The organism is Flagellimonas yonaguniensis, assembly GCF_029193885.1.
In the GTDB taxonomy this organism is placed as follows: Bacteria; Bacteroidota; Bacteroidia; order Flavobacteriales; family Flavobacteriaceae; genus Flagellimonas; species Flagellimonas yonaguniensis.
The window spans coordinates 97,148-123,852 of the sequence record NZ_JARFVB010000005.1; the positions used below are offsets into that span (position 1 = coordinate 97,148).

The window sequence follows — 26,705 nt, forward strand, 5'->3', positions numbered from 1 at the left end:
GAGAGATTCGGTTACTGGATTGGCCCTCGGCCAAATGTGACATCTATCGTATACATAATTCTTATAGCTTCATAATGATGCAAATATGCAAAAAAAAGAGATAGAAAAATCATTTTTTTTACAACATCAGTATTTTACATCAAAATTCATGCGAAAAAACAGCCTGAATGATGAAAGTTCAAAGCCCTGAACGAGAAAGAGCATCCTATTTTTTAGCGTAGTGTACTTTGTACCGCCAAAGACTGATACCTCCCAGAATAAAAACCCCGAGTACAGTGTACCACACAAAACTTGGGGTTATTACTTGGTCCCCACTGGCATAACTGTGCAGTCCGACCAAATAGAAGTTTACTCCAAAATAGGTCATCATAATGCTGGCGTAGGCCACAATACTGGCGAAATTATATGTCCACTTGCCACGAAGCCCCGGAACCAATCGCATGTGCAGAACAAATGCATAGATCATAATCGAGACCAATGCCCAAGTTTCTTTGGGGTCCCAGCCCCAATAACGTCCCCAACTCTCATTGGCCCACTGACCACCCAAAAAGTTACCAATGGTCAACATGACCAAACCTGCGGTAAGTGCAAGTTCGTTGATAACGGTAAGTTCCTTGATGTTGATGTCCATTCGTTTTTTGTTCTTTTTCGTGGTAAGAACCATCAACAACAAGGCAACCACGCCCAATATCATCCCGACGGTCAACGGACCATAACTTCCCACAATTACCGCTACGTGAATCATTAACCAATAACTGTCCAATACCGGAACCAAATTGGCAACGGCAGGATCTATCCAGTTTTGATGCGCTACCCATAACAACATACAGGTCACAAAAGCACTGGATGCTATGGTCAATTCACTCTTTCTGCCCAATGCCAAACCTATGCCCATGGTAGCCCAAGCCACGTAAATAATACTTTCATAGGCATTACTCCAAGGGGCATGACCAGAAATGTACCAACGTAGGATCAAACCGATAGTGTGCCATATAAAAAATATGATAATGGTCCCTTTCAATACATAAGCGAAAGCGTCAAGAAACTTGCGCTCCTTGAAAATCTTGGCTATCAGAACAAAGAACAACAGCAACCCGACCATTGCATAGTATTTGTACAAACGGTTGAAGAGGTCCAGCTTATTGTAAATAATCTCGGTTTTTATCTTTTTATCTGATGGCAATACTTCCTCGCCGTGATTCTTTTGGTTCTGTTTGAAAGCCTCCAGCAATCTATCAGGTTGGGAATAGTCTCCCGTAGCAATGGATTGTTGCAGTGAATTCAAATAATAGGGCATCGCATTTCTGATGAAATTGGCATAGAGTGAATCCTGAACCTGATATTGCCCAGAGCGAAATTCCACGGCCGAAATCCATTTGTTGTTCTCATCGTTCAGTAAAGGAAATATTTTCACTATACTTCCACTCAAGGCCACATCGAGTAAACTCAACCGCTCCCCTACTTTTTTAAAGTCCTTTTCAAATTTATTTGGGTTGGCCTTGGAGGTAGCCTTCTCCAAAAAGGGTCTGAGCTTATAATTTCCTTCTGCGTCAAAGAAATCAGTTGCCTTGACAAACTTCGTGTCTGCGGGTACACCGACAACCTTGCGAATACTATCATTCCCCTTATCGCCCAAAGCAATTATGTTTGTAGTGTACCAAACCCCAGGGTTCAACATCATAGAAAGAAATACCTGATTGGCGGAAAGGTCTTTGTATTTGTCATCCCCGCTCAATTTCCGCAATAATTCAGAGGCAAAGGTATTCACGGGTTTCATTCGCCCCTTTTCATCTTGCACGACCAAGGCCCCAAACTTTTCGGCATGTTCCTTTGCTACTGTAGTCGCCTGAATTACGGAGTCTATCTGTGCTTGGGTTGGTACATTGGAATGTTCATGCACCTCTTCTTGAGCGTTTGCCGATACAAAGGCAAAGAAAAGAGCAATTGTTGTCAATGCGGCTTTCTTTTCCTTTATTTTGTCGAGCATGGTCTGTAAATCCCTGAAACGTGTTTTTCCAAAGAACATGATGCCCATCAAACCAATATACAACAGAAAATAACCGATATAGGTAATCCAAGTCCCCCACCAGTCATGGTTTACGGAGAGAACGGTTCCTTTCTCATCAGGATGGAAACTGGATTGAAAGAACCTGTACCCCTGATGATCTAAAACGTGATTCATATAGATATCATAATCAAAAGGTCGGTCGTCGTGCACTGTGACTTTACTCATAAATGAGGCGTAACCTGTTTCGGTCCCAGGGTATTTTTCGGCAATAAAATCGTTCAGCTCAATGGAAAAGGGAAGCTCGTACACTTTAGAGCCATAACTCAACGAGAAATCCAATCCACCCACATTGATCTTATCCGAGAAATTTGACGTTCCCTTGCTTCCCAACAATTTCACTTCCTTGCTTTCGCCATTGGCGGAGATGGAGACAATCAACGCATCTTGGGTTTCTTTGGTAATTTCCTCATCGGGCACTTCAACAATACCATAGCTACCTTTTATCAAAGGTTCTGGCACCACAAACTGCATACCGCCCATGTTGTACAACGATCGTAATTGCAAAGGCTGAATGCTGTCACTTGCCACTTCGCCTTGAAACTGGTCCGCCATTCGCATAAAATTACCTTCGAAAGGCGATTTGATACGGTAACCGTTTTCTTCGTCATAAAAGATGTTGACGGCACCGTCTGTTTCTTTATTCAGGGCAAAAAGAATGTTATGGATACTGGCTATTTTCCCATTTTCCAGATAATGCTCGTGACGCTGTCCGTTGCCCGCTTCAACAATTTGGAGGTATTCGGCTCCATTCTCGTCAGGAATCAATCCTTTTTCCGCTCCCTTGATGAAGTCTACATAACCAATGGTGAAAGGCTGTCCATTAAAATCGGATTTCCATGGCAAGGAATATCTCATACGCTTGCCTTCAGGTGTAACAATAATCTCGCTTTCCAAGATGCGTCTTTTGGTTTCTCCATTGATGTCCCCATCCACGAAAGCGGTCAAATAGGTCTTATCCGAATAAAATACTTTCTCTGTTGCACCCTCCCTGATGGGCATCATGCCTTCATAACTGATGTAACGGGTCACAAAGGCCCCAACAATAATCAAAATCCATGAAAGGTGAAGAATCAGTACAGGCCATTTTTTCCATTGCAATAAACGATACCGGTATATGTTTCCGCAAAAGTTGATCACAAAAAAGACCATAATGGCCTCGAACCAAGTTGTGTTGTAAATATAAATTCGTGCGGTTTCGGTACTGTACCAGGTTTCCACAAAGGTTCCCATGGCCAATGCCGCAGCAAAGACCAAAAATAGAACAGCCATAAGTCTTGTGGAAAAAAGCGTTTTCTTAAGAATATCGATCATGGAAATTCGGTCTACTTTCGGCTTGCAAAAATACGTTCTTTTTAGAACTTCCTTGTTGCCTAAACGAATAAAAATCGCACAGATTTGTTAATTCTTACTATGATTCATAGACCCTAAATTTGTAGTTTTGGGCATGCTCAAGATTGTGATTTTGGGGACTGGGAACCTCGCCAAACACTTGTACAATGCTTTTTCCAAAGCCAAGGAAGTGAATATGGCTCAAGTTGTGGGACGCAATTTGGAAGCACTACAGCAATTTTCCGAGCATTGCATTATTTCCAATGATTTTGAAACCATTGTCGATGCCGATGTCTACGTGATAGCGGTAAAAGATGATGTTATTGACGAAGTGTCCAAACACCTATCGAATAAAAAGGGAATCGTCGCCCATACTTCGGGAGCCATCAGTCTGAGTGCGATACAACCCACAAACAAAGGTGTTTTTTACCCACTACAGACTTTTACCAAAGGTAAGGCAGTTGATTTTTCAACCATTCCCATCTGTATAGAAGCTAATGAGGAAAAATCTTTGGAAACCTTAAAGATCTTGGCAACATCCATTTCCGAAAACGTATACCATATTGACTCGGAACAGCGAAAAAAATTGCATCTTGCAGCCGTTTTCGTGAACAACTTCACCAATTACCTCTACGGGATCGGCGAAGAACTTTGTTTGGAAGAAGGACTCTCTTTTGATTTATTGAAACCACTGATCATGGAAACGGCTGATAAAGTCCAGACCATGTCGCCCTATGAGGCACAGACGGGTCCAGCACGCCGAAATGACATCAAAAGTATGGAAGAGCACCTAAAACTTCTGAGCAAAAAAGAGCACATTACACTCTATAAATTATTGAGCCAAGCCATAAAACAAACGCATGAAAAAGAATTATAAAGAGTTATTGAGCAATATTACCACCTTTGTTTTTGATGTCGATGGTGTTTTTACCGATGGGACAGTTTTGATCACCACCGATGGGGAACTGCTTCGCAAAATGAGCGTCAAGGATGGTTATGCCCTTAAAACCGCCATTAAAAAAGGATACAATGTTTGTATCATTACAGGCGGCACCAACCAAGGGGTAAAAGAGCGCTTAAAAGGTCTTGGGGTAACCGATTTTTATATGGGTGCCCATCACAAGCAAGAACCTTTGGAAGAGTATTTGGACATTCATGGTATTGACCCGGAATCCGTGGTGTACATGGGTGATGATGTTCCCGATATCCCTCCCATGAAAATGGTGGCGTTGGCCACTTCGCCACAAAATGCGGTACCAGAGGTAAAAGCCATTTCCGACTATGTTTCCCATAAAAATGGTGGCGAAGGTTGTGTTCGTGATATTATTGAACAAGTATTGAAGGTTCGTGGGGACTGGAACGATAATTTTAGCGCCAAGAATGACTAAAAACCCGCTCAAAGAAAAACTCAAGGACAAAAAAATCATTTTGGGCTCTGGTTCTCCTAGACGCAAAATGTTTTTGGAGGAATTGGGACTTGACTTTGAAGTACGACCCAAATCCGTGGAGGAAGTCTATCCTAAGGAATTACAAGGTCAAGAAATTTCTGAGTATTTGGCCAAGCTTAAGGCCATACCGTTTAATGAGGAGTTGGAACCCGGTCAAATCGCAATCACTTCGGATACCGTGGTTTGGCACAACAATAGATCATTGGCCAAAGCTGACGATAAAGATGAGGCGTTTGAAATGCTTCGTACGCTCTCCGGCGATTGGCATGAAGTGATAACCTCTGTTTGTTTTACCACAAAAGATTCCCAAAAAACAGTAAGTGGCATCACAAAGGTTAAGTTGAAGGATTTCTCGGATGAGGAAATCAACTATTATATTGACACTTGCCAACCGTTTGATAAAGCAGGGGCCTACGGTATTCAAGAATGGATTGGGATGATCGGTATTACCGAGATTCAAGGTTCGTACACCAACGTGGTGGGGCTGCCCACCGATTTGGTCTACAAAACACTCATGGAATTGTAATCACGTTCGTTTTACTGAAATGATTTTTACGGGACAGGCTTTTGAGGCTTGTTCACAAGTATCAAAAATACCCTCATCATGGGATTTTATGGTGTGGAACCCTTTTTTGTTTTGGGAATGAAGCAGAACCGATTTCCCATCTTTTTTGGACATCGCAAACTGTTCAGGAGCCATTTCCACACAATAATTGCAGCCGATACATTTTTCGCGCTGAAGCGTAACTACCACCATTAGGCCTCTACCTTATTTTCCACGATTTTGTACAACTTGTCCGATAACCTGATTCTGAAATCCAACGGGATCGTTACGGAATCTCCTTTTTTGGCAGTGGAAAGTTTGGCATCGTTTACCAACATTTCGGTCACTTTCATTTCCTTGGCACCTGTTGTCGGGCCAGTTACCAGAATCGTGTCCCCGATGGAAATATCGTAAGCTTCAATGATAAATTCACCGATATTGCTTTTTGGAAAAAAATGGGCTCCTTTCCCAATGTAAACTTTCTTTTGTTTCGCGGATGAGCCTGGTATTTTACTCCATTCCCCCAATTTTTGACCCAAATAGTAACCACTCCAAAAGCCTCGGTTGTATACTTTTTCCAACTCCTGCATCCAAGTAATCACTTTTTCCTTATCATAACTGCCATCGTACAAACTATCCAAAGCCTGACGGTAACATTTGATCACTTTGGCCACATACTCGGGAGCACGTCCCCTACCCTCAATCTTTAATACTTTGATGCCTGCATCGGCCACTTGATCCAAGAAATCAATGGTGCACAAATCCTTTGGAGACATAATGTATTCGTTGTCCAGTTCCATTTCAAAACCAGTCTCTTGGTCGATGACCGTGTACTTTTTACGGCAGTTTTGCTTGCAAGCACCCCTGTTAGCAGAAGAGTTGTAAGAATGTAAACTCATATAACATTTGCCTGAAACGGCCATGCATAAAGCACCATGTCCAAAAACCTCAATCTCCACCAAACGACCTGATGGCCCTTTGATTTGCTCTTTTTCTATCTGCTCGGTAATCTTTTTTACCTGTCGCAAACTTAACTCCCGGCTCAGCACCATGGTGTCGGCGAACATCGCATAGAACTTTACCGTTTCAATATTGGTGACATTGATTTGAGTGGAAATATGAACTTCCAATCCCAATTCCCTGGCAGAAGCAATTACGGCTTGGTCCATGGCAATAATGGCGGTCAGACCAACCTCTTTAGCCTTCTTCAACAAAGTTTTGACAATGGAAAGGTCGTGGTCGTAGATAATGGTATTTAAGGTCAGGTATGTTCTTACCCCCTTGGCATTGCATCGCTTCGCTATTTCTGGCAGGTCATCCAAAGTAAAGTTCATGGTGGCCCTCGCCCTCATGTTCAATTGCTCCACACCAAAATACACTGAGTCGGCTCCATTGTCCAACGCAGCCTGCAAGGATTCAAAATTACCCGCAGGGGCCATCAACTCAATCTGTTGCATACCAAAAATGTTTAGCTTACGAAATATTTTGCAAAACTACATTTTTCCGTGTATTGGAAAAAGTTAAGTATCTTGATATAATCCGACTTTATGCATAAGTTTCCAAAAAATGCGCCTATGAAACCTTCTATCCCAACTTTCACTATTCCTTTTTTATTACTGACCTTCCTCTTAGCTGTAGGATGTAAACAAAAAAATAATACCGAAACTTCGACTGATATTGCTATTAGCACAAAAGCCAAAGAGCAACCTTCCAAAATCCCACTTTCGGAAGATTTCAAAGAGTACTGGTATACCGGTAAAGCCGAAATCACTTCGTACCAATTAGAGCAGGCCAGATATGGGGAGCTTCGGGATGGCAAGGTGGTTCTGATTTATGTTACCGAGCCGTTTTTACCCAAAGAACAGGTAAAAGCCAACAATAGCAATCCTGAAAATATATCGGTCTTGAAGTTGAATGCCACCAAAGAGTTTTTAACTGGGATCTACCCTTACTCCATCATGAGCAGTACATTTTATCCCGTTTACGACAATCAACATGCAATAAAAACAAGTTTGTCCGTTCAAGAATGGTGTGGTCATGTCTACTCCCAACTGAACAACCGTGAAAAATTTGACTTTACCTCCCACTCCTATTTTGAAGGAGAGGCCGATCAAGCGTTCTCGATGGAAAAAACCATTTTGGAGAATGAAATCTGGAACAAAATCCGAATCAATCCGGATAATCTTCCTCTGGGGGATGTTTCCATAATCCCCTCTTTGGAGTTTCTTCGACTGAGACACCAAGAAATGAAAGCTTATGACGCCAATGCCCAAATTTCATCTAAAGATGGCGTTACAACTTACACCCTTTCTTACCCAAAATTGGAACGAAATTTGATGATAAAATTCACGACTGACTTCCCCCATTCCATTGAAAGTTGGACGGAAGAATTTAAAAGTGGCTTTGGTCCCAATGCAAAAACATTGACGACTTCCGCCTCGAAAATCAAATCAATCAAAACTGCCTATTGGCAACAAAATGAAAACAAAAATTCAATACTAAGGGACAGTTTAGGTTTGTAACAGCAACGAATTGCTATGTTAAAAGTCTTGTAAAGAAACGGACGACTGCATACAAACTACCTATATTTGAATGAACCGCTAAACAACCAACTATGAAGTATTTTTGGGTACTCCTTTCCTTGACCACGCTATTTTTCACGAACGCTTTTGCCCAAAAACCCGACAAGCTTACCTCCTCTGAGCTATTCCACGAAATCCAAAAATTGAACTTTTTGGGAACAGCCCTCTACGTAGCCGCACATCCCGACGATGAAAACACGAGCCTAATCTCTTATTTGGCCAACCACGATAAAGCTAGAACGGTTTACATATCACTAACGAGGGGAGATGGTGGACAAAATCTGATTGGTTCGGAGTTGCGGGAACTTTTGGGCGTATTGCGTACACAAGAGCTTTTGGCCGCAAGGCACATAGATGGTGGCGAGCAGCGTTTTTCCCGCGCCAACGATTTTGGGTTTTCCAAGCATCCAAAAGAAACCTTTAATATTTGGGACAGGGATAAGGTTTTGGCCGATGTGGTATGGGCTATCAGAAAAATTCAACCTGATGTCATCATCAATCGCTTTGATCACAGAACTCCGGGCACAACCCATGGCCACCATACCGCATCAGCTGTTTTAAGCATGGAGGCTTTTGAACTCGCCAATGACCCTGAAGCATATCCTAGCCAGCTTAAATTGACCACACCATGGCAGCCCAAACGTATATTTTACAATACGTCATGGTGGCAATACGGTAGCCAAGAAGCCTTTGAAAAAGTAGATAAATCCGGAATGGTAAAGTTGGATGTGGGCACCTATTACGCTGAACTTGGACTTTCCAATAACGAAATTGCCGCAATGTCGCGTAGTCAACACCTTTGCCAAGGCTTTGGTAGGTTGACCGACAGGGGTTCCTCCAACGAATACATTGAACTTTTAAAAGGTGATATGCCAAAAAACAATAATGTTTTCGAAGGTATAAACACCACTTGGTCCCGGGTAAAAGGAGGTAAAGCCGTTGGTGATATTTTGTATAAGGTTGAAGCTGACTTCGATTTCCAAAATCCATCCAAACATATTCTCGAACTTGTTGAAGCATATCAATTGTTGCAAAAGGTCGAAGATGAGCACTGGAAAACATTAAAATCAAAAGAACTGAAGAATATCATCTTGGCAGCAGCGGGATTGTATTTGGAGGCTAGCTCGGTAACTTCTTCGGTTACTCCAGGGAGCAATGCGACCATCAATATAGAGACCATCAACAGGTCTGCTCCAAGTATTACTTTAAAAGAAATCGATATTATTGGAGTTGATGCCAAATTAACCCCAAACAAAGTTTTGGGAGACAACCAAAGGGAAAATTTTGAAATCAGTTATACCATTCCAGAAAGCACTTCGTATACCAGTCCTTACTGGTTGAATGAACCTGGAACTTTGGGGACGTACACCGTGAATGATCAAACTTTGATCGGTAAACCAGAAACCCCAAGTGCTTTTAAAGCTATTTTTACTTTAGTTATTGACGGTGTTGAAATCCCTTTTGAAAAATCCGTAGTGCACAGGTATTCCAAACCTGACAAAGGCGAATTGTACGAACCCTTTGCCATTTTGCCCGAAGTAACTTCCAAAATCGATGAAAAGGTCTTGATTTTTGCCACTTCCGATACCAAAGAAGTTCAGGTAAAAATAAGAGCAGGAAAAAATGATGTTTCTGGATCAGTTGTGCTGAACCACCCATCAGGATGGGCAGTTAGCCCGAACAGTATTCCTTTTTCCATTGCGCAAAAAGGGGAGGAAATCTCTGTGATGTTCAATGTTACCCCTCCCAATACGGAAAGCGAAGGGAAAATAGAGCCGAAAGTCACTGTCAACAATAAGGTGTTCGACAAAGAACTCGTGGAAATCAGTTACGATCATATTCCAAAACAATCCGTACTGCTTCCATCAGAGGCCAAAGTGGTTCGTATGGACATCAAAAAATCCGGAGAGCATATCGCTTACATTATGGGGGCCGGGGACAATGTGCCCGAAAGCTTGGAACAAATCGGGTACCAAGTACACATAGTGGACCCCAATGATATCCAAAATGGGGATTTGGACAAATATGATGCTGTAGTGGTCGGGATTAGAGCCTATAATGTGGTGGATGCCCTAAAATTCAAACAACCAGTACTGTTTGACTACGTTAAAAATGGCGGCACCATGATCGTGCAGTACAATACCGCTGGTAGATGGGCCAGTCAGTTCGAAAATATCGCCCCTTATGATGTGACACTATCAAGGGACAGGGTTACCGATGAAAATGCCAAAGTTGAAATATTGGCTCCCAACAATTCATTGGTCAACTACCCGAACACCATCACACAAAAGGATTTTGATGGATGGGTACAGGAACGCGGATTGTATTTTCCAAGTAAATGGAGCTCAGAATTCACACCGATTCTCTCCATGAAGGATGAGGGTGAAACCGACAAGCAAGGAAGTCTTATTGTAGCACCTTATGGAGAAGGTCATTATATTTACACAGGATTAAGCTTTTTCAGGGAATTACCTGTTGGGGTTTCGGGAGCGTACAAACTCTTTGCAAATATGCTTTCTGTAGGAAAAAATGAAGTAAAAAGGGACAGTAATGTCAAAGGATAATAATATGGATACCAAATTTGAATGGAAAAAGGAATACAGCATCGTAATCCTTTTAAATGCCATATATATATTGGTTTTTTACCTCATAATGATTTTAAACAATTAGCACCCTGAATGGCATTACTCGACTGGATTATTCTTGGTAGCACCCTACTGTTCATCGTTGCATACGGTGTCTGGAAAACCCGTGGCAGCAACAATGTGGATGACTATGTCCGTGGTGGCGACAATGTAAAGTGGTGGACCATTGGCCTATCCGTTATGGCCACACAGGCCAGTGCTATCACTTTTTTATCCACACCAGGGCAAGCGTTCCATGATGGAATGGGCTTTGTGCAGTTTTATTTTGGACTGCCTTTGGCGATGATCGTTATCTGCCTGGTATTTATTCCCATCTACAAAAAGCTAAAGGTATTTACCGCTTACGAAATGCTCGAAGGCCGTTTTGACCTGAAAACACGAACCCTTACAGCCCTATTGTTCTTGGTGCAACGCGGGTTGGCTGCTGGGATAACCATTTTTGCGCCTTCCATTATTTTATCCGCAGTATTGGGATGGGATTTACGAACATTGAACATAATCATTGGGATTTTGGTAATCATTTATACCGTTTCTGGTGGTACCAAAGCGGTTAGTGTAACCCAAAAACAACAGATGTTCATCATCATGTTGGGGATGTTCTTTGCATTCTTTTTCATCATGGGGGCATTGCCAACGGATATTACTTTTGATAAAGCTCTAAAAATAGCCGGTGCCAATAATAAGCTCAATATTCTCGATTTCTCTTTTGATCCCAATAACCGATATACGTTTTGGAGCGGTATCACGGGCGGGTTCTTTTTGGCTTTGGCCTATTTTGGTACAGATCAAAGTCAGGTGCAGCGATATCTATCAGGTAGATCTGTTCGAGAAAGTCAGTTGGCTTTAATCTTCAACGGGATTTTTAAAATCCCAATGCAGTTCTTCATCCTTTTGGTAGGTGCCATGGTATTTGTTTTTTACCAGTACAACTCCTCTCCCCTCAACTTCAACCCTGCTGCCACCGAAGCTGTAATGCAATCTGAATATGCGAATGACTATCAAGCGCTTGAGAACGATCATAAAGAATTGGAGAAAGAAAAACGGATGGCCCAGCATTCTTTCTCGGCCGCTTTGGAACTCAAAGAATACAACGCCATTGAACAGGCAAAACAGGATATCATAAAAATCAATGAAAGGGAAAATGCAAACAGGGAAACCGCAAAGAATATTATTTCCCAAGCGGATGGTACCGTGGAGACCAATGATAAGGATTACGTATTTATCCACTTTATCCTAAATAACCTGCCCATGGGGTTGATTGGTTTGTTACTGGCAGTTATTCTATCCGCTGCGATGTCATCAACGGCATCGGAATTGAATGCATTGGGAACCATTACCGCTTTGGATCTGTATAAAAGGAACAACAAAAAAGATCATGGCCAAGAGCATTATTTAAAAGCCACCAAGGCCTTTACCTTACTTTGGGGAATAATCGCGATTGTGATTGCCAATGTGGCCAACCTTTTTGATAACCTTATCCAGTTGGTCAACATCATAGGTTCCATTTTCTACGGAAATGTACTAGGTATATTCTTACTGGCTTTCTTTTTCAAATTTGTGAAAGGAAATGCTGTTTTTGTGGCAGCTATCGTCACTCAGATTATTGTGATTGTAGGTTATAATCTAGACTGGATGTCTTACTTGTGGCTAAACGCCTTTGGGTGTGTCCTGGTAATTGTTTTGGCCATCATTACCCAAGTATTCGATAATTTTTTAGGTAATTCCTCTGCTATTCAGGAATAAAAAAACCCACTGAAAAGTGGGCTCTTTTATTATTGTATGGAAATGAAATAGGCTTCAATTACATTTTTGCCCATTCCTGTAAAGATTCTTTGTTCATTTTGACATAATCGGGATTGCCTGCGGCTTGAGCAGCGGCCAAAGACTTCTTGGCAGCCTCGATAGCAGCTTCCTTATCCCCTAGTTTTGCATAGATCAAGGATTGGGTGCGCATCATCCAATAGGATTTCCCTCCATCCATTTCAACAGCCTTGTTTACCCATTCCTTAGCTTGTTCCATGTTCATCCCTTCGGCAAAATAGTAAGAACCGGCAGCAAAGTAATCATTGGCAGTCAAATCATCCTTACTTTCCATGGCCGACTCAATACTCTTAAGTGCCTTATCCACAGTAGGTACAACAAAATCCACACCAACATAAGTGTTCTCCCACATAATACCCAAAGTAGCGCCGTTATTGTGCAAATCATCAATGGTAATGGTAAAGGATTCAATGGGCATGGGAATTTCCATGGTCTCCACTTTCACAGTAGCAGCCACTTTGGATGCATCCCACTCTTGTGGATTCCCCCAATTATCGGTAGCCGTATAGAAAAACACCTCCCATACCGCTTCGTTGGGCCTAGTGTAAATGGCATAAGTACCTGCTTTTAGCTCCTTTCCTTCAACGGTTACATCATCGCTGAAAGAAATGGTTGTGTTCTCATTGGCACCAGTCCTCCAGATTTCTCCATAAGATTCAAGTCCTCCAAAAATCTTTCTACCTTTCATGGAAGGTCTAGAGTATTTAACCGTAACATCCGTCAAACCAACCTTTTGTTCCAATGTTGATGATGGGCTGGGCGCTGGTGTCTGTATTTGTGCTTCCAAAGAAAAACACATCGAAACCGCAAATAATAAGAATGCAAATTTTTTCATAGTTGTAGTATGTATTTAAATGTTCAGCAAAACAAAATTAAGATAAAGCGATGCGCTATCTGTTAATTAAACCTTAAAACAAAAATAGTGAATAAGTGCCTTTGATTTGATTTTTGTTTAACAATTTATTATTTTGATTAAACATTTTTCATGCTATCTTTGTTTAAATTCATTTAGATGCAACTCTATCAATTGAAATCCAAGCAAGTATTTCCGATTAGTAAAAAGGAAGCTTGGGACTTTTTATCGGATCCCAAAAATCTAGCAGTAATTACCCCTAAGCATATGGGATTTCATATTTTGGCAGGAGCTGGCAGGCCTATGTATCAAGGCCAAGTAATTCAATACATTGTAAAACCGTTTCCGTTCATCTCCACCAAATGGGTTACCGAAATCACCCATCTAAAAGATGGCGAGTACTTTGTGGATGAGCAGCGTTTTGGTCCTTACTCCCTTTGGCACCACAAGCATTTTTTAAAGGAAGTTCCGGAAGGTGTGGAAATGGAGGATGTTATCGATTATAAATTGCCTTTTGGGTTTTTGGGACAATTGGCCCATCCTTTACTAGTAAAAAAACAACTGCACAAGATTTTTGAGTTTCGGGAGAAGAAGCTTGCCGAATTGTTCGGCCAGGTGGAAGGAAAAGAGAATCTTTTAAGCATAGGAAAAGTATAAGATGAACCATCCAATTTCAATTTTTTGGTTCAGGCGTGATTTGCGACTGGATGACAATGTTGGCTTGTACCACGCACTTCAGAACGAAATACCGGTATTGCCAATTTTTATTTTTGATACCGAAATACTGGAAAAGCTTCCAAAAAATGATGCAAGGGTAACCTTCATCCACGAACAGCTTCAAAAAATGAGCAATCAGCTCAGGCAAAACCATGATAGCGGAATCGCACAGTTTCACGATACACCCAAAAAGGTTTTCCAACAATTATTGTATGACTACAACATTGAAGCGGTCTACACTAACCACGATTATGAACCTTATACCAAAAAGCGAGATGACGAAATAAAATCTTTTTTGGAAGAAAACGATATTCCCTTCAATACGTTTAAGGATCAGGTAATTTTTGAAATGGACGAAGTGGTAAAGGACGATGGTGATCCTTACGTTGTGTACACCCCATTTATGAGGAAGTGGAAAGAAAATTTCAATCCACCCATCCATTTGGTGGAATACGATACACTGAACAACCTTGGCAAAAACTTATATCAGTCAAAATCCTTACCTCAACTCTCCCTTGAGGATATGGGGTTTGAGAAGTCCTCTATAAAAGTCCCCGATTTTACGGTCACTTCGGATCTGATTCAAAAATACGGGGATACTCGGGACTACCCAGCCAAGGAAAAAGGTACTTCCCGATTGGGACCACATTTGCGATTTGGCACCATTTCCATCCGCAAGGTGGTAAAAAAAGCCATTGATGTAAAGAACGAGACCTTTTGGAACGAGCTTATCTGGAGGGAATTCTTTATGCAGATTCTCTGGCATTTTCCACATACCGTCAATGAGGCCTTTCGAGCCAAATACGATAGAATCGAATGGAGAAACAACGAAGAGGAATTCGAAAAATGGAAAAATGGAAAAACAGGCTATCCACTTGTGGATGCTGGAATGCGTGAGCTCAATGAAACGGGGTATATGCACAATCGGGTCCGTATGTTGGTGGCCAGTTTCCTCTGCAAACATTTATTGATCGATTGGAGGTGGGGCGAAGCTTATTTTGCTGAAAAACTTCTGGACTACGAAATGGCCAGCAATGTGGGTAATTGGCAATGGGCTGCAGGTAGCGGTGTGGATGCTGCCCCCTACTTCAGGATATTTAACCCTACCACACAGATCAAAAAATTCGATAAGGACAAAAAATACATCAATACCTGGGTGCTTGACCTTCAGGAGCTAAGCTATCCGAATCCAATGGTTGATCATAAAATGGCTCGTGAACGATGCTTAAAAACATATAAAGAGGCAATAAGTTGAAGCTTTTTCTCTAATTTTAAGATTAAAAAATGTCTTTCTTCATTTTGGAAGAAAACCACAAAATTGCGAAATGAAAAACCCCGTTATTCAAACCTTTCCATTAAGTTCCCCATGGCAAACTCTTGACCCATTTTTGTTCAGTGTATACCATTTGGACCATTTTCCCAAAGGGAATGACGAAATGGGACCCGATGCCTCATTGCTTAGAGGGAGAAACTTGGGAAGCGATTTTGACCCAAGCTTAGCATGGCGTATGTACCACGGACAGACCATTCCAGGGTTTCCATACCATCCACACCGGGGTTTTGAAACCATAACTATTGTGAACAAGGGGTTTTGTGATCATTCCGATTCTTTGGGAGCTGCTGGAAGATTTGGTCAAGGTGATGTACAATGGATGACGGCAGGCAGAGGTGTGCAACACTCCGAAATGTTCCCATTATTAAAGGATGATGAAGAAAACCCTTTGGAACTGTTTCAAATTTGGTTGAATCTTCCCAAAGCCGGTAAATTTGTTGATCCACACTTTAAGATGCTGTGGAACGAGGATATTCCAATTGTGGAAGAGGATAATGCCAAAATCAAAGTGGTTGCGGGAACTTATAAGGATGTAGCTCCTGTTGCTCCTGCACCAGATTCATGGGCGGCCAGCCCTGAGAACGAAGTTGCCGTCTGGAACATTCATGTTGATACAGACTCGGAATATGTGTTGCCTAAAGCCAGTGAATCGGTCAACCGTGTACTATACTTTTATGAAGGTGACGAGATTCATATAGGGGATAAAAAAATCAACCCCAACTTTGGAATTGTATTGAGTCCTACCGAAGATGCAAAAATCAAAGTTGGTCCTGAAAAAGCGCATTTTATGCTATTGCAAGGGAAACCTATAGGTGAACCGGTTGCCAAATACGGCCCATTTGTAATGAACACCCAAGAGGAAATCCAAAAAGCCATGGAGGAATATCGGCTTACCCAGTTTGGGGGATGGCCATGGCCACATCCAGATAATGTACATGATAAGAACAGAGGTCGTTTTGCACTTTATCCTGATGGGAAATTAGAAGAGAAAAAATAATTCTTTTCTTACGGGACTTATTATTTTGCTCCATAATCCTTTTAAAATGTGAACTTAAAAGGAATTCTTCATACATTAATACCTAGCCAGAACCAATTGAATAGAAATCAACCTTCAACTATTCAATAAACTAACTTTCAAATGAAGAATTTCCCATCATCAATTTTGCATGCCCTTATTTTTTGTTGCATTACCAATATTTGTTTTTCGCAAACAAAAGAAATTGACAGTCTCAAAAATTTGCTTAAGACGGCCAACGACACCACTGAGGTTAATTTGCTGAGGACTTTAGGTAATAAACTAAGGATGCAGGATAAGCAAAGATCGCTTGAATTTACCAACAAAAGTTTAGAGAAATCCCGAGAAATAGATTTTGTAAAAGGTGAAATCGAAGCACTTTATAATTTGGGCTTAACCCACGGTATGACCGGCAATTATGCAGAATCTCTTGAATACCTTAATGCATGCCTTTCTTTGGCAACCAAAAATCGGGAATACCAGAAAATTAAGCAAACATACGGCATTTTAGGGATAGTCTATAAACAGATTGGTGATTATCCCACCAGCAAAGAGTATTATCTAATGAGTCTTAAATTGGTTGATTCATTACAGTTGGATTTACCCACATCATCCGTCTATTCCAATTTGGGCATACTGTATGATCTTATGGGAGATCAGGATAAAGCAATTGAAAGCTATAACAAAGCCCTTGAAGTCTATAAAGGTCCTGACCTTGAAAGAGTGGAAATGAAAGTATTGGTCAATTTGGCTGCCATAGATCGGAACAACAAAGCATATAAAGAAGCATTAAAAAAGTACCTTAAAGTCGAAGTGTTTTATGAAACAAATGGTAACAACATGAGTCGTTGTATCAATTATTCGAATATTGGCAACTGTTATATAAAGCTAAACCAATGGGACCTTGCCCAACAATACCTTTTAAAAGCACTTGATCTATCAGAACAAGCATCACTAAATCAAATCACTCCTGTAATAAACTATAATCTTGCAGATTTAATGCTCCAACAAAAAAAGTATGGACAGGCTATACATTATTCAGATAAAAACCTTCAAGCACTATCTGCTAAAGGCATGTACAAACTTAAATTTGAAGCTCATGACCTAGCCTCCCAAATTTATGACTCCATTAATCAATTAACTAAAGCCAATTATCATTTAAAACAATCCATGGCCTATAAGGATAGTCTGTTGAATGAAACTAAGGTAAAGGAAATTGAAAATCTTCAGGTCAAATATGATGTGTACACAAAGGACAAGGAAATCAAAGAAAGTGAATTAGAACTCTCACTCCTCAATACACAGATGTTATCCAACAGAAAAAGGCTGGTGTACCTGTCCATTATTGCAGTTTTATTGTTGTTATCCGCCAGCCTGCTCTATTTTAGATTTTTGGCCAAGAAAAAATCCAATGCCCTGCTCCGCGAGAAAAACAAGTTGATATCACAACAAAATGAAGTTATCGAGGGAATGAATGTTCAACTTGAAAAACAAATGCTTAGAGCACAAATGAATCCGCACTTCATTTTTAACTCGTTAAGTTCCATTCAACATTTGATCAACTCAAATGATCGAAAGGGTGCACTGACCTATCTCTCCAAGTTTTCAAAATTACTGCGACAAACCCTGGAAAGTTCAATTAATATTGTTTTGCCACTAAAAGAAGAAATTGAGTTGCTTAAAATCTATATTGAATTGGAGGCATTACGATTTGATAATTCATTTAGTTACCATTTCGATGTTGACAAAAATCTGGATATTCATAATTATGAAATCCCTTTACTTCTTGTACAACCATATATCGAAAATGCCATTATTCATGGATTAATGCCCAAAAATGGCAAAAAGGAATTAAAGGTTTCTTTCCGGGATACAACAGAAAATATTGTTTGCACCATTGAGGACAATGGTGTGGGGTTGGAGTCCAATGACGCAGAGAAAATGTATAAGCGACCCTCAAGGGGCATGTCCATTACGGCAAAACGAATTAATGCCTTAAGTAAATTTTCGAATCAGGAGCTTGTTAAGGTAGAAAGCTGTGAAAAGGGAACCCAGGTCACTATCTTGATTCCAAAAAACTAAAAAAACTACACACGGACAATTTGTGCGCCAATGGCGCGCAAACGCTCATCAATGTTTTCATAACCACGATCAATCTGCTCAATATTATGTATTGTGGAAGTTCCCTTTGCGGACAGTGCCGCTATTAAAAGAGATACCCCTGCCCTAATATCGGGAGATACCATGGTAGTTGCCTTTAAGGTGGATTTAAAGTCGTGTCCGATAACTGTGGCTCTATGCGGGTCGCAGAGAATGATCTTTGCCCCCATATCAATAAGTTTGTCCACAAAGAACAAACGGCTTTCGAACATTTTTTGATGAATGAGCACTTCTCCTCTTGCCTGGGTAGCTACTACCAATATAATGCTCAATAAATCCGGGGTCAGACCCGGCCACGGTGCATCTGCAATGGTAAGGATAGAGCCATCAATAAAATTCTGTATTTCGTAACCTTCTTCGTGCTTTGGGATAAAGATATCATCATCTTTGCGTTCAACGGTAATTCCCAATTTTCGAAAAACAGTAGGAATCTGGCCTAAATCGTCCCAACTTACATTTTTAATCGTAAGTTCACTTTGTGTCATTGCGGCCAAACCGATCCAGCTACCGATTTCGATCATGTCTGGCAACATGGTATGCTCAGTGCCTCCCAAGGAATCCACCCCTTCAATCTTTAACAAGTTGGAACCAATTCCAGAAATCTTGGCTCCCATGCGGTTCAACATTTTGCACAATTGCTGCAAATAGGGTTCGCAGGCTGCATTGTAAATAGTCGTAGTACCCTCTGCCAGGACAGCGGCCATCACAATGTTGGCCGTTCCCGTAACCGATGCCTCGTCCAAAAGCATGTAGGTTCCTGTGAGCTTATCGGCTTCCACACCATAAAAGTGTTCTTCCTTATTGTAGCGAAACTGGGCTCCAAGCTTTATAAATCCTTCAAAATGGGTATCCAGTCTTCTTCTTCCGATCTTGTCTCCCCCAGGTTTTGGAATATATCCTTTGCCAAATCTCGCTAACAACGGCCCTACCAGCATAATGGAACCACGAAGTCCGCGACCATCTTCTTTGAACTTTGCCGATTGCAAATAATCCAAGTTGACATCATCTGCCTTAAAAGTATAGGAACCGCTGCCCTTTTTTTGGATTTTCACTCCCAAATCTTCAAGGAGGGCGATCAATTTATTGACATCGACAATGTCCGGTATGTTGTTTATGGTAATTTTTTCTTCTGATAGCAAAACGGCACAAAGAATCTGAAGTGCTTCGTTCTTTGCTCCCTGAGGCGTGATTTCACCATGCAATTGGTGTCCGCCCTCTATTCGAAATGTACCCATGTATTCCTTTGGAGTTTAGTATCGTTTTTTGCGACTTCTTTGTCCTTTTTTACCACGGTTATTGTTGGACTTGTTAGACCTACTGGGCCTATTTTTAAGGAACTGTCCGCTTTCCGTCAAACTCTCATCGCTTTTGGCCAAATCTATTTGTCCGTCACTTAGCTCTTTCAAGTGATTAAAGATAACGGTATCTTCCACCGTGTCCTTGTTCCAAACCAAATAACACTTTTTCATGTGGTTGGCAATGGCATATTCCAGACCAGACCTCATATCTCCTTTGTCCCATTTAACGGCTTCATCGATCATCCTTTTGATGTTGTTTCCATAAAAACGGTACTTCGGATGGTTCTGCGGATACTCCAAAGGTTCCGGCCTTTGCTGCAAGACCTCTTTTGAAGTAATTGGAAACGGGGAGTCCACGTCCAATTTAAAATCGGACATAATGAACAGTTGGTCCCAAAGCTTATGTTGAAAATCTGGAACATCCCTTAGGTGCGGTTGTAGATTTCCCATCACGCTGATGATGGACTTGGCCACTCTGTTGCGCTCATCACGGTCCTCAATGGCTACTGCACGATCCACCATTTTCTGAAAATGACGACCGTACTCTGGTATAAAAAGCTTTGGACGCTCTGTATTGTATTCTAGGTTATATACTTCGTTCAAACTAATGTGTTTAGAAATTTGATAATTGGAAAGTCAATCCGATAACGCCTGCAAATTAATAAAATTATGGCAAACAAGGGGTTTAGAGTGAAATAACCCCTTCCACAACCGAAACTTCCTTGTATTTGTGGATGACTTCATCGGGGCCTTCCAAATGAACCATAATGGAAAGACTGGTATAGGTACCCTTTTTTGATTTTTTGGATTCTATCACAGCACCTGTATTGTCAAAAATCCCATGGATCTGCGCAATACGTTCTTCGTCCGTCGGCACTATGAATTTGTAGAGATAATCGGAAGGCCAATTTGTGGTCTCCAACAACTTCTCCCTAAGTTTTGCATAGAATTCCTCTGTGTCTTTCTTATCCATACCTCAATTTTATACAAATATATGGCTTACCCATCAATTTTTTTTCCTTCTGGCGATTTCATTACTTTGTAGCATTAATTCAAGGTCTTTGGGCAAGAGTAAAGTAGTTATAACGGGAGCACCCGGAACAGGGAAAACATCCATAGTAAATGGATTGGAGAGCAAGGGTTTTCATTGCTTTCATGAGATTATTAGGGACATGACCTCCAAGGCAAAGGAGGAAGGTCAGTCCGAGGATTATATTTCCAACCCGCTCGTATTTGTTGATGATGCGCTCCAGTTCAACAAAGATTTGTTGGAGGGCAGGACATCCCACTACAAGGCATCCCTCAAGATGGACACACCGATTAGTTTTTTTGATCGTGGTATCCCCGATGTATTGGCCTATATGGACTTTTTCGGTCAGGAATACGACAACTTTTTTATTTCGCATTGCGAAGACCATAGATACGATTCGGTTTTTATTGTTCCTCCTTGGAAAGAGATTTATGTTTCCGACAATGAACGAATGGAGACCTTTGAAGAAGCAGAGAGCATTCATCATTCTTTGATGAAAACCTATACACAATTTGGCTATAACCCCATCGAAGTGCCAAAAGATGCAGTCCTAAATCGGATTGATTTTATTTTGGAAACACTTAAAAAATTATAGTGCACAAGGACATCACAAGCATTTTAAAACAATTTTGGGGTTATGATGATTTCAGGGGATCCCAGAAGCAGGTCATCAACACCGTTCTTTCAGGGCAAGATGTTCTGGCCTTGATGCCCACAGGTGGCGGCAAATCCGTTTGCTATCAAGTGCCTTCGCTGGCCATGGAGGGCATCTGCATTGTGGTATCACCTTTGGTGGCACTCATCCAGGACCAGGTTGCCCAATTGAAAAAGCGTGGTATCAAAGCCATTGCTTTAACGGGAGGCATACCGCCCAGCGAGTTGAACGATCTATTGGACAATTGCCTGTATGGCAACTATAAATTTTTGTACCTGTCCCCCGAACGCTTGCAGCAAACCATTGTCAGGGAGCGTATCCAACAGATGAACGTGAACCTTATCGCCATAGATGAGGCACATTGTATCTCGCAATGGGGAAACGATTTTAGACCTGCGTATTTGGAGTGTTCCATTTTAAAGGAGCTTGTCCCCAACACCCCAATGATTGCCCTGACAGCAACAGCCACACCAAGGGTTGTTGATGACATCGTAGAGAATTTGGAATTGGAAGATGTCGCTATTTTTAAGGATTCCTTCTCTCGCTCAAACATTGATTTTAGGGTAAAGCGTTCTGAAGATAAACTGTACCAACTCAAAAAGTACATGGGAAAAATCCCAGGAAGCGCCATTGTATACGTACGCTCTAGAAAGATGTCCATTTCGCTGGCCAAGTTTTTGAGCAAGAATGGAATTTCAGCCTCCTTTTTTCATGGAGGTATTCCAAAATCGGATAAAGAGGAAAGACTCAACCTTTGGTTAAGTGGAAAAGTCAGGGTCATGGTGGCCACCAATGCGTTCGGTATGGGAGTGGACAAGCCCGATGTTCGGTTGGTCGTACATTATCAGATACCCGATAGCTTGGAAAGCTATTTTCAAGAAGCAGGAAGAGCTGGACGCGACGGGAAACCATCCACTGCAATCATCATAACTTCCAATGAGGATGAGGATAAGGCGAAACAACAATTTTTATCCACATTGCCCGATGTGGCTTTCGTTAAAAAGGTATATTCCAAGCTCAACAATTACTTTCAGATATCCTACGGCGAACTTATTTCCGAACCACTGGCATTCAAATTCAACGAATTTTGTAAGCGATACGAGTTCAATCCCAACATGACCTTTAATGCCATCCGTATTCTTGACCAGAATTCCGTGCTATCACTTGCCGAGAATTTTAAGGAGAAAACCACGCTTCAATTTGTGGCCTCCAAGGCTGAGATTTTTAATTATCTGGACAAAAACAGGAAAACAGCCCCCATCATCCAAACTATTTTGAGGACCTACGGAGGCATTACCGATTACGAGACCAAAATCAACCTGTACATGCTCTCCCAAAAAACGGGCACAAGCGAGGAACGGTTAAAACAAATACTACAGCAACTCTCAGACGATAACATTGCAGAGTATCAAAACAATACCTCTGATCTGGAAATTACTTTTTTGGTGCCCCGTGAAGATGATCACACCATTAACCTGTTCGCTAAAAAAATCAAGGGTTTTAATCAGGTAAAGCAGAACAACATGGCAGCCATGTTGGGGTACATTTCCAATAAAAAGGTATGCCGTAGTGTTTATTTATTGAATTATTTTGGGGAAAAGACCGCTGAAAAGTGTGGCACATGCGATATTTGTATCAAGAAAAAAGTAGAGGTCTCTCCCCATGATTTGGAGAAAAGGATCATAGATCTCTTGGCAATTCGACCCCATACCTCCCGACAGCTGGAAAAAGCCATCGGGGCCAATGAAAAAGAACTATTAAAAACCTTGGAAAGACTTCTGGAAGATGAGTTGGTCTCCCTAAACTTTAAGAATGAGTACATCAAAAAATAATTCACTTCGTATCGTATTTATGGGCACCCCGGATTTTGCCGTGGGCAGCCTTGAACAGCTTTTAAAAGCTGATTTTAACGTAGTCGGTGTCGTTACTGCACCTGACAGACCTGCAGGTCGCGGTCGTAAGGTTCAAGAATCCGCCGTAAAACGATTTGCGGTCAAACACAACCTAAAGGTATTACAGCCCACCAATTTAAAAGATGAGGCTTTCTTGGAAGAGCTCAAAAGTCTGGAAGCTAACTTACAAGTAGTGGTCGCTTTTAGAATGCTACCGAAAGCCGTTTGGCAAATGCCCGAAAATGGCACCTTTAACCTTCATGCTTCGCTCCTGCCCCAATATCGTGGTGCAGCACCCATCAACTGGGCCATAATCAATGGGGAAACGGAAACTGGCGTGACCACTTTCTTTATTGATGAAAAAATAGACACGGGCAGTATCATCCTTCAAAAAACAGCAACAATACTCCCCGATGATAACGTGGGTACCTTGCACGATAGATTGATGGAACTAGGTTCCCATTTGGTTGTGGATACCTGCAAGCAGATTGAAGCGGGAACGGTCACCAGACAAAAACAAGATGAAAATATAGCGCTTAGACCCGCTCCAAAAATCCATAAGGATACCTGCCGAATTGATTGGGAAGCGACAATTAAGGACATTTATAACCATATAAGAGGATTGAGCCCCTACCCCGGTGCTTGGACCGAGTTGGTAAATGGAGGAAAAGCCGAACCCATGAAAATCTTTACTACTGAAATGGAACAGGCTGGCCACGACCACAGTATTGGAAAGCTGATTGCAGAAAAAAAATCGTTGAAGGTAGCCGTTAAAGACGGCTATATTTCCCTTTTGGAATTGCAATTGCCTGGTAAGCGAAGAATGCAGGTCAACGAGGTTTTGAATGGGTTAAATCTGAAAAATGGGGCACATCTTCGCTAAAGCCTTGCTATGATTGGGCTGCGAAAAGTTGTCATTTTTTTCCCACTTTATCAACAAACGTTTCAAGTTATCAACAAAAACCTTGATTTCCCTTGGTTTTACTTGCGTGAGACACAAATCCATATAAATTTGTTCAGCATTAAAATTATATTAACAACAATTAATTTAATTCCATTATGAACAAAACAGAATTAATCGATGCTATGGCAGCTGATGCTGGCATCACTAAAGCAGCAGCAAAAAAAGCATTGGAATCTTTCTTGGGAAATGTAGAAGGAACGCTTAAAAAAGGAGACAGGGTTTCCTTGGTAGGTTTTGGTTCTTGGTCAGTTTCTAAAAGAAGCGCTAGAGAAGGTAGAAATCCACAAACTGGAGCTACTATTAAGATTGCCGCTAAGAACGTTGTAAAGTTCAAAGCAGGTGCTGAATTGAGCGGTGCAGTAAACTAATCAATTATTTATTTAATATACGAAAGCACTCCTTTTGGGGTGCTTTTTTAGTTTATATGCACTTTGTTTTTTGCATATTTTGAATAATATGTTAAATTTAAGTACAAGAAGAAATGTAAATGGTAAGTCAAAAGCCTAAAAAAGGGAATTTACTTGTTGCGGAACCTTCACTTACCGGTGATGTTTCTTTCAACAGGTCCGTTGTACTTATTGCCGAACACAATCACGAAGGTTCGGTGGGCTTTATTTTAAATAAACCTCTCGATTATACCATCTGTGATCTGGTTTCCGATATTACCATCCCTTTTCAGGTATTCAACGGAGGCCCTGTGGAGCAGGACAATCTTTATTTTATACATAAAGTCCCTGAACTTATTGAAAACAGTATCGAGATATCCGATGGGATTTTCTGGGGCGGCAATTTTGAAATGACCGTTGAGCTCATCAACAGTGGAACCATTACCGAACAGGATATTCGTTTTTTCTTAGGGTATTCTGGATGGGGAACCAGCCAATTAGATCAAGAACTTTCATCAAAATCGTGGGTTGTTTTGCCCAATGAATATGAAAGCAGCATTCTGGAAAAAGCGGCCAATGCCTTTTGGAAAGAAAAAATGGTTGAATTGGGCGGTAACTATCTGTTATGGTCCAATGCGCCCGAAAACCCTTCGCTCAATTAACCGATTCGAGCCTTGGCGTTCAATTTGCCTACCAAGCTCTTCGCTACTTTTGTATCATACTCCTTTTTCCTGTATTTGCTGATAGGCTTTATGCCCATGATGGAATTGGTAATGAACAGCTCGTCCACTTTTTGAAGCTCAAAAGGAGAGATGGAATCCTCTACCAAATCGTATTCTTCGGAACCTGCAATGATTTTCATAAGATTTTTACGGATAATACCATCTAAACAACCATCACTCAAGGGTGGGGTTTTGATTTCATTGCCCTTCACTAAAAATAGGTTTCCATTTATAGCTTCAACTACTTTTTTGTCAGTGTTTACCAACAAACAGTTGGCATAGCCATTTTCTTGGGCATACACCCCTGCCACCACATTCAGTATTTTGTTGGTTGATTTTAAGTTGGAAAGCATATCCTTGTTCACATAGTAATCCTTGAACAATTCCACTTCGTAATTTCCTTCTTCAATGATAAAAAAAGGAGATTCCATAGCTCCCGTTTCAATAACGTAGGATACATCATTGGTGCTTGGCGTATAGAGCCCACCTTCATTCCTGAAAACAGTTAAACGAACCCGGATCGCACCACTTTCCTGATTATTGGAGGCAATGGTTTTACTAATCTCCTCTTCCAAAAACTCCAAAGTGAATTCCATGGGAATTTCCATACGCAGAATACGCATAGAAGCCATTAATCTAAAATAGTGGTCTTCCCAAAAAAAGAGGGTTCCATTTACATAACGAACCGTCTCAAAAAGGGCATCGCCGTACCTGAACGCCCTATTGCTTTGTGTAAAAATCGCTTTATCCGCAGCTAAAAGCTCTCCATTGTAATTGACCATAAAAAAGTCCCGATTTAAATCGGGACCAAAGATACGGTTTACTTGAGAATCAGACTAGGTTGAACCAAGAACCTGTTTAAGGTCGGAAACCTGGTTTTCCCAGAGCATTTTTGCTTCGTCGACCTCGTCATCTTCAGCAAAGTCTGTTATGAAAAGGGAAACATCTTTTGTTATTTCGTCAACTATAATGCGCATTTCAAAGAAGGTATCATCTTCGTTTTCTTCCCATGCAAGTTTTACAAATTCCTCACTTTTTCGCTTGAGCAGTTTAGCTCTCTCTTCTGCACCATCCCAAATAAATGTAAAAATTTCTCCACGGGAATTAACGTTGTCGGCATACCATTCAGATAGTCCCGAGGGAGTGGAAATATATTGGTAAAGCAACTGAGGCGACGCCTGGATCACAAACTCCAGTTCAAATTTAACCTTATCACTCATTGTCGTGTTCTTTAAATCGTTTT

24 protein-coding genes are annotated in these 26,705 nt (G+C 41.2%); 15 read left to right on the plus strand and 9 right to left on the minus strand.

Going from position 1 to position 26,705, the window contains the following annotated elements:
• Window positions 1-205: 205 nt before the first annotated feature.
• Entirely contained in the window at window positions 206-3,379 is a 3,174-nt protein-coding gene (locus tag PY092_RS10120) for a cytochrome c biogenesis protein (RefSeq protein ID WP_275615735.1), read from the minus strand.
• Between the two features lie 133 nt (window positions 3,380-3,512).
• On the opposite strand from PY092_RS10120, the gene PY092_RS10125 reads away from it, so the two are divergent.
• The 3 genes from PY092_RS10125 to PY092_RS10135 are packed head-to-tail and all read left to right on the plus strand — an operon-like array spanning window position 3,513 to window position 5,371.
• The gene (locus PY092_RS10125) at window positions 3,513-4,274 is read left to right on the plus strand and encodes a Rossmann-like and DUF2520 domain-containing protein (RefSeq protein ID WP_275615736.1); all 762 of its coding nucleotides are present in this window, start codon (window positions 3,513-3,515) and stop codon (window positions 4,272-4,274) included.
• Complete coding sequence (locus PY092_RS10130; protein WP_275615737.1) at window positions 4,258-4,785, plus strand: KdsC family phosphatase; 528 nt, start codon at window positions 4,258-4,260, stop codon at window positions 4,783-4,785. Before PY092_RS10125 ends, PY092_RS10130 begins: the two co-directional genes overlap by 17 nt.
• The gene (locus PY092_RS10135; protein WP_275615738.1) at window positions 4,778-5,371 is read left to right on the plus strand and encodes a Maf family nucleotide pyrophosphatase; all 594 of its coding nucleotides are present in this window, start codon (window positions 4,778-4,780) and stop codon (window positions 5,369-5,371) included. Before PY092_RS10130 ends, PY092_RS10135 begins: the two co-directional genes overlap by 8 nt.
• Here PY092_RS10135 and PY092_RS10140 read toward each other — a convergent pair whose 3' ends face one another.
• Together PY092_RS10140 and PY092_RS10145 are read right to left on the minus strand one after the other, a co-directional pair.
• Window positions 5,372-5,602: a ferredoxin gene (locus PY092_RS10140; RefSeq protein WP_275615739.1), complete on the minus strand. Its 231-nt coding sequence runs from the start codon at window positions 5,600-5,602 to the stop codon at window positions 5,372-5,374.
• Window positions 5,602-6,846, minus strand: a complete 1,245-nt coding sequence (locus tag PY092_RS10145; RefSeq protein WP_275615740.1) for a peptidase U32 family protein — start codon at window positions 6,844-6,846, stop codon at window positions 5,602-5,604. Before PY092_RS10145 ends, PY092_RS10140 begins: the two co-directional genes overlap by 1 nt.
• Window positions 6,847-6,963: 117 nt before the next feature.
• On the opposite strand from PY092_RS10145, the gene PY092_RS10150 reads away from it, so the two are divergent.
• From PY092_RS10150 to PY092_RS10160, 3 genes are all read left to right on the plus strand, one after another.
• Window positions 6,964-7,911, plus strand: a complete 948-nt coding sequence (locus PY092_RS10150) for a septum formation inhibitor Maf (protein ID WP_275615741.1) — start codon at window positions 6,964-6,966, stop codon at window positions 7,909-7,911.
• Between the two features lie 92 nt (window positions 7,912-8,003).
• Window positions 8,004-10,535 carry a PIG-L family deacetylase gene (locus tag PY092_RS10155; protein WP_275615742.1) on the plus strand — a complete coding sequence of 844 codons (2,532 nt, stop codon included), beginning with the start codon at window positions 8,004-8,006 and terminating at the stop codon, window positions 10,533-10,535.
• 114 nt (window positions 10,536-10,649) lie between these two features.
• The gene (locus PY092_RS10160) at window positions 10,650-12,359 is read left to right on the plus strand and encodes a sodium:solute symporter family transporter (protein ID WP_275615743.1); all 1,710 of its coding nucleotides are present in this window, start codon (window positions 10,650-10,652) and stop codon (window positions 12,357-12,359) included.
• A 58-nt stretch (window positions 12,360-12,417) separates the two neighbouring features.
• Here the strand turns inward: PY092_RS10160 and PY092_RS10165 are convergent, their stop codons facing one another.
• A complete protein-coding gene (locus tag PY092_RS10165) occupies window positions 12,418-13,272 on the minus strand; it encodes a DUF2911 domain-containing protein (RefSeq protein WP_275615744.1) in 855 nt (284 codons plus the stop codon).
• Window positions 13,273-13,449: 177 nt separating this feature from the next.
• Between PY092_RS10165 and PY092_RS10170 the strand changes: the two genes are divergently transcribed.
• The 4 genes from PY092_RS10170 (at window position 13,450) to PY092_RS10185 (ending at window position 18,437) form a co-directional block, all read left to right on the plus strand.
• Window positions 13,450-13,947, plus strand: a complete 498-nt coding sequence (locus PY092_RS10170; RefSeq protein ID WP_275615745.1) for an SRPBCC family protein — start codon at window positions 13,450-13,452, stop codon at window positions 13,945-13,947.
• A 1-nt stretch (window position 13,948) separates the two neighbouring features.
• On the plus strand, window positions 13,949-15,262 hold the full coding sequence (locus PY092_RS10175) for a cryptochrome/photolyase family protein (RefSeq protein WP_275615746.1): 1,314 nt from the start codon (window positions 13,949-13,951) through the stop codon (window positions 15,260-15,262).
• Window positions 15,263-15,332: 70 nt separating this feature from the next.
• The gene (locus PY092_RS10180) at window positions 15,333-16,337 is read left to right on the plus strand and encodes a pirin family protein (RefSeq protein ID WP_275615747.1); all 1,005 of its coding nucleotides are present in this window, start codon (window positions 15,333-15,335) and stop codon (window positions 16,335-16,337) included.
• 306 nt (window positions 16,338-16,643) lie between these two features.
• On the plus strand, window positions 16,644-18,437 hold the full coding sequence (locus PY092_RS10185) for a tetratricopeptide repeat-containing sensor histidine kinase (RefSeq protein WP_275615748.1): 1,794 nt from the start codon (window positions 16,644-16,646) through the stop codon (window positions 18,435-18,437).
• A gap of 5 nt (window positions 18,438-18,442) precedes the next feature.
• Here PY092_RS10185 and murA read toward each other — a convergent pair whose 3' ends face one another.
• The 3 genes from murA to PY092_RS10200 form a co-directional block, all read right to left on the minus strand.
• Window positions 18,443-19,750 carry a UDP-N-acetylglucosamine 1-carboxyvinyltransferase gene (murA, locus tag PY092_RS10190; RefSeq protein ID WP_275615749.1) on the minus strand — a complete coding sequence of 436 codons (1,308 nt, stop codon included), beginning with the start codon at window positions 19,748-19,750 and terminating at the stop codon, window positions 18,443-18,445.
• Window positions 19,751-19,765: 15 nt separating this feature from the next.
• Complete coding sequence (locus PY092_RS10195) at window positions 19,766-20,416, minus strand: DUF4290 domain-containing protein (protein WP_275615750.1); 651 nt, start codon at window positions 20,414-20,416, stop codon at window positions 19,766-19,768.
• An 82-nt stretch (window positions 20,417-20,498) separates the two neighbouring features.
• Window positions 20,499-20,786, minus strand: coding sequence for a DUF493 family protein (locus PY092_RS10200; protein WP_275615751.1), 288 nt, complete (start codon window positions 20,784-20,786; stop codon window positions 20,499-20,501).
• Window positions 20,787-20,874: 88 nt separating this feature from the next.
• Between PY092_RS10200 and PY092_RS10205 the strand changes: the two genes are divergently transcribed.
• The 5 genes from PY092_RS10205 (at window position 20,875) to PY092_RS10225 (ending at window position 25,402) form a co-directional block, all read left to right on the plus strand.
• Window positions 20,875-21,438: an AAA family ATPase gene (locus PY092_RS10205; protein ID WP_275615752.1), complete on the plus strand. Its 564-nt coding sequence runs from the start codon at window positions 20,875-20,877 to the stop codon at window positions 21,436-21,438.
• Window positions 21,438-23,330, plus strand: coding sequence for a RecQ family ATP-dependent DNA helicase (locus PY092_RS10210; RefSeq protein WP_275615753.1), 1,893 nt, complete (start codon window positions 21,438-21,440; stop codon window positions 23,328-23,330). Before PY092_RS10205 ends, PY092_RS10210 begins: the two co-directional genes overlap by 1 nt.
• The gene (fmt, locus tag PY092_RS10215; RefSeq protein ID WP_275615754.1) at window positions 23,311-24,273 is read left to right on the plus strand and encodes a methionyl-tRNA formyltransferase; all 963 of its coding nucleotides are present in this window, start codon (window positions 23,311-23,313) and stop codon (window positions 24,271-24,273) included. Before PY092_RS10210 ends, fmt begins: the two co-directional genes overlap by 20 nt.
• Window positions 24,274-24,449: 176 nt before the next feature.
• On the plus strand, window positions 24,450-24,722 hold the full coding sequence (locus PY092_RS10220) for an HU family DNA-binding protein (RefSeq protein ID WP_014034238.1): 273 nt from the start codon (window positions 24,450-24,452) through the stop codon (window positions 24,720-24,722).
• Between the two features lie 119 nt (window positions 24,723-24,841).
• Window positions 24,842-25,402 (plus strand): YqgE/AlgH family protein, encoded by a 561-nt coding sequence (locus PY092_RS10225; protein ID WP_275615755.1) that lies wholly within the window; start codon window positions 24,842-24,844, stop codon window positions 25,400-25,402.
• Here the strand turns inward: PY092_RS10225 and PY092_RS10230 are convergent.
• Entirely contained in the window at window positions 25,399-26,244 is an 846-nt protein-coding gene (locus tag PY092_RS10230) for an aminotransferase class IV (protein WP_275615756.1), read from the minus strand. The genes PY092_RS10225 and PY092_RS10230 overlap by 4 nt on opposite strands.
• A gap of 54 nt (window positions 26,245-26,298) precedes the next feature.
• On the minus strand, window positions 26,299-26,682 hold the full coding sequence (locus tag PY092_RS10235; protein ID WP_275615757.1) for an START-like domain-containing protein: 384 nt from the start codon (window positions 26,680-26,682) through the stop codon (window positions 26,299-26,301).
• Window positions 26,683-26,705: the final 23 nt, after the last annotated feature.

What these genes read in the sequence shown, in the direction of transcription:
- PY092_RS10200 (WP_275615751.1), bottom strand. Translation starts at nt 20,786, where the DNA reads ATGGATAAGAAAGACACAGAGGAATTCTATGCAAAACTTAGGGAGAAG.
- fmt (WP_275615754.1), top strand. Translation starts at nt 23,311, where the DNA reads ATGAGTACATCAAAAAATAATTCACTTCGTATCGTATTTATGGGCACC.
- PY092_RS10140 (WP_275615739.1), bottom strand. Translation starts at nt 5,602, where the DNA reads ATGGTGGTAGTTACGCTTCAGCGCGAAAAATGTATCGGCTGCAATTAT.
- murA (WP_275615749.1), bottom strand. Translation starts at nt 19,750, where the DNA reads ATGGGTACATTTCGAATAGAGGGCGGACACCAATTGCATGGTGAAATC.
- PY092_RS10120 (WP_275615735.1), bottom strand. Translation starts at nt 3,379, where the DNA reads ATGATCGATATTCTTAAGAAAACGCTTTTTTCCACAAGACTTATGGCT.
- PY092_RS10160 (WP_275615743.1), top strand. Translation starts at nt 10,650, where the DNA reads ATGGCATTACTCGACTGGATTATTCTTGGTAGCACCCTACTGTTCATC.
- PY092_RS10175 (WP_275615746.1), top strand. Translation starts at nt 13,949, where the DNA reads ATGAACCATCCAATTTCAATTTTTTGGTTCAGGCGTGATTTGCGACTG.
- PY092_RS10220 (WP_014034238.1), top strand. Translation starts at nt 24,450, where the DNA reads ATGAACAAAACAGAATTAATCGATGCTATGGCAGCTGATGCTGGCATC.
- PY092_RS10165 (WP_275615744.1), bottom strand. Translation starts at nt 13,272, where the DNA reads ATGAAAAAATTTGCATTCTTATTATTTGCGGTTTCGATGTGTTTTTCT.
- PY092_RS10230 (WP_275615756.1), bottom strand. Translation starts at nt 26,244, where the DNA reads ATGGTCAATTACAATGGAGAGCTTTTAGCTGCGGATAAAGCGATTTTT.
- PY092_RS10150 (WP_275615741.1), top strand. Translation starts at nt 6,964, where the DNA reads ATGAAACCTTCTATCCCAACTTTCACTATTCCTTTTTTATTACTGACC.
- PY092_RS10125 (WP_275615736.1), top strand. Translation starts at nt 3,513, where the DNA reads ATGCTCAAGATTGTGATTTTGGGGACTGGGAACCTCGCCAAACACTTG.
- PY092_RS10155 (WP_275615742.1), top strand. Translation starts at nt 8,004, where the DNA reads ATGAAGTATTTTTGGGTACTCCTTTCCTTGACCACGCTATTTTTCACG.
- PY092_RS10225 (WP_275615755.1), top strand. Translation starts at nt 24,842, where the DNA reads ATGGTAAGTCAAAAGCCTAAAAAAGGGAATTTACTTGTTGCGGAACCT.
- PY092_RS10135 (WP_275615738.1), top strand. Translation starts at nt 4,778, where the DNA reads ATGACTAAAAACCCGCTCAAAGAAAAACTCAAGGACAAAAAAATCATT.
- PY092_RS10145 (WP_275615740.1), bottom strand. Translation starts at nt 6,846, where the DNA reads ATGCAACAGATTGAGTTGATGGCCCCTGCGGGTAATTTTGAATCCTTG.
- PY092_RS10170 (WP_275615745.1), top strand. Translation starts at nt 13,450, where the DNA reads ATGCAACTCTATCAATTGAAATCCAAGCAAGTATTTCCGATTAGTAAA.
- PY092_RS10180 (WP_275615747.1), top strand. Translation starts at nt 15,333, where the DNA reads ATGAAAAACCCCGTTATTCAAACCTTTCCATTAAGTTCCCCATGGCAA.
- PY092_RS10130 (WP_275615737.1), top strand. Translation starts at nt 4,258, where the DNA reads ATGAAAAAGAATTATAAAGAGTTATTGAGCAATATTACCACCTTTGTT.
- PY092_RS10235 (WP_275615757.1), bottom strand. Translation starts at nt 26,682, where the DNA reads ATGAGTGATAAGGTTAAATTTGAACTGGAGTTTGTGATCCAGGCGTCG.
- PY092_RS10185 (WP_275615748.1), top strand. Translation starts at nt 16,644, where the DNA reads ATGCAGGATAAGCAAAGATCGCTTGAATTTACCAACAAAAGTTTAGAG.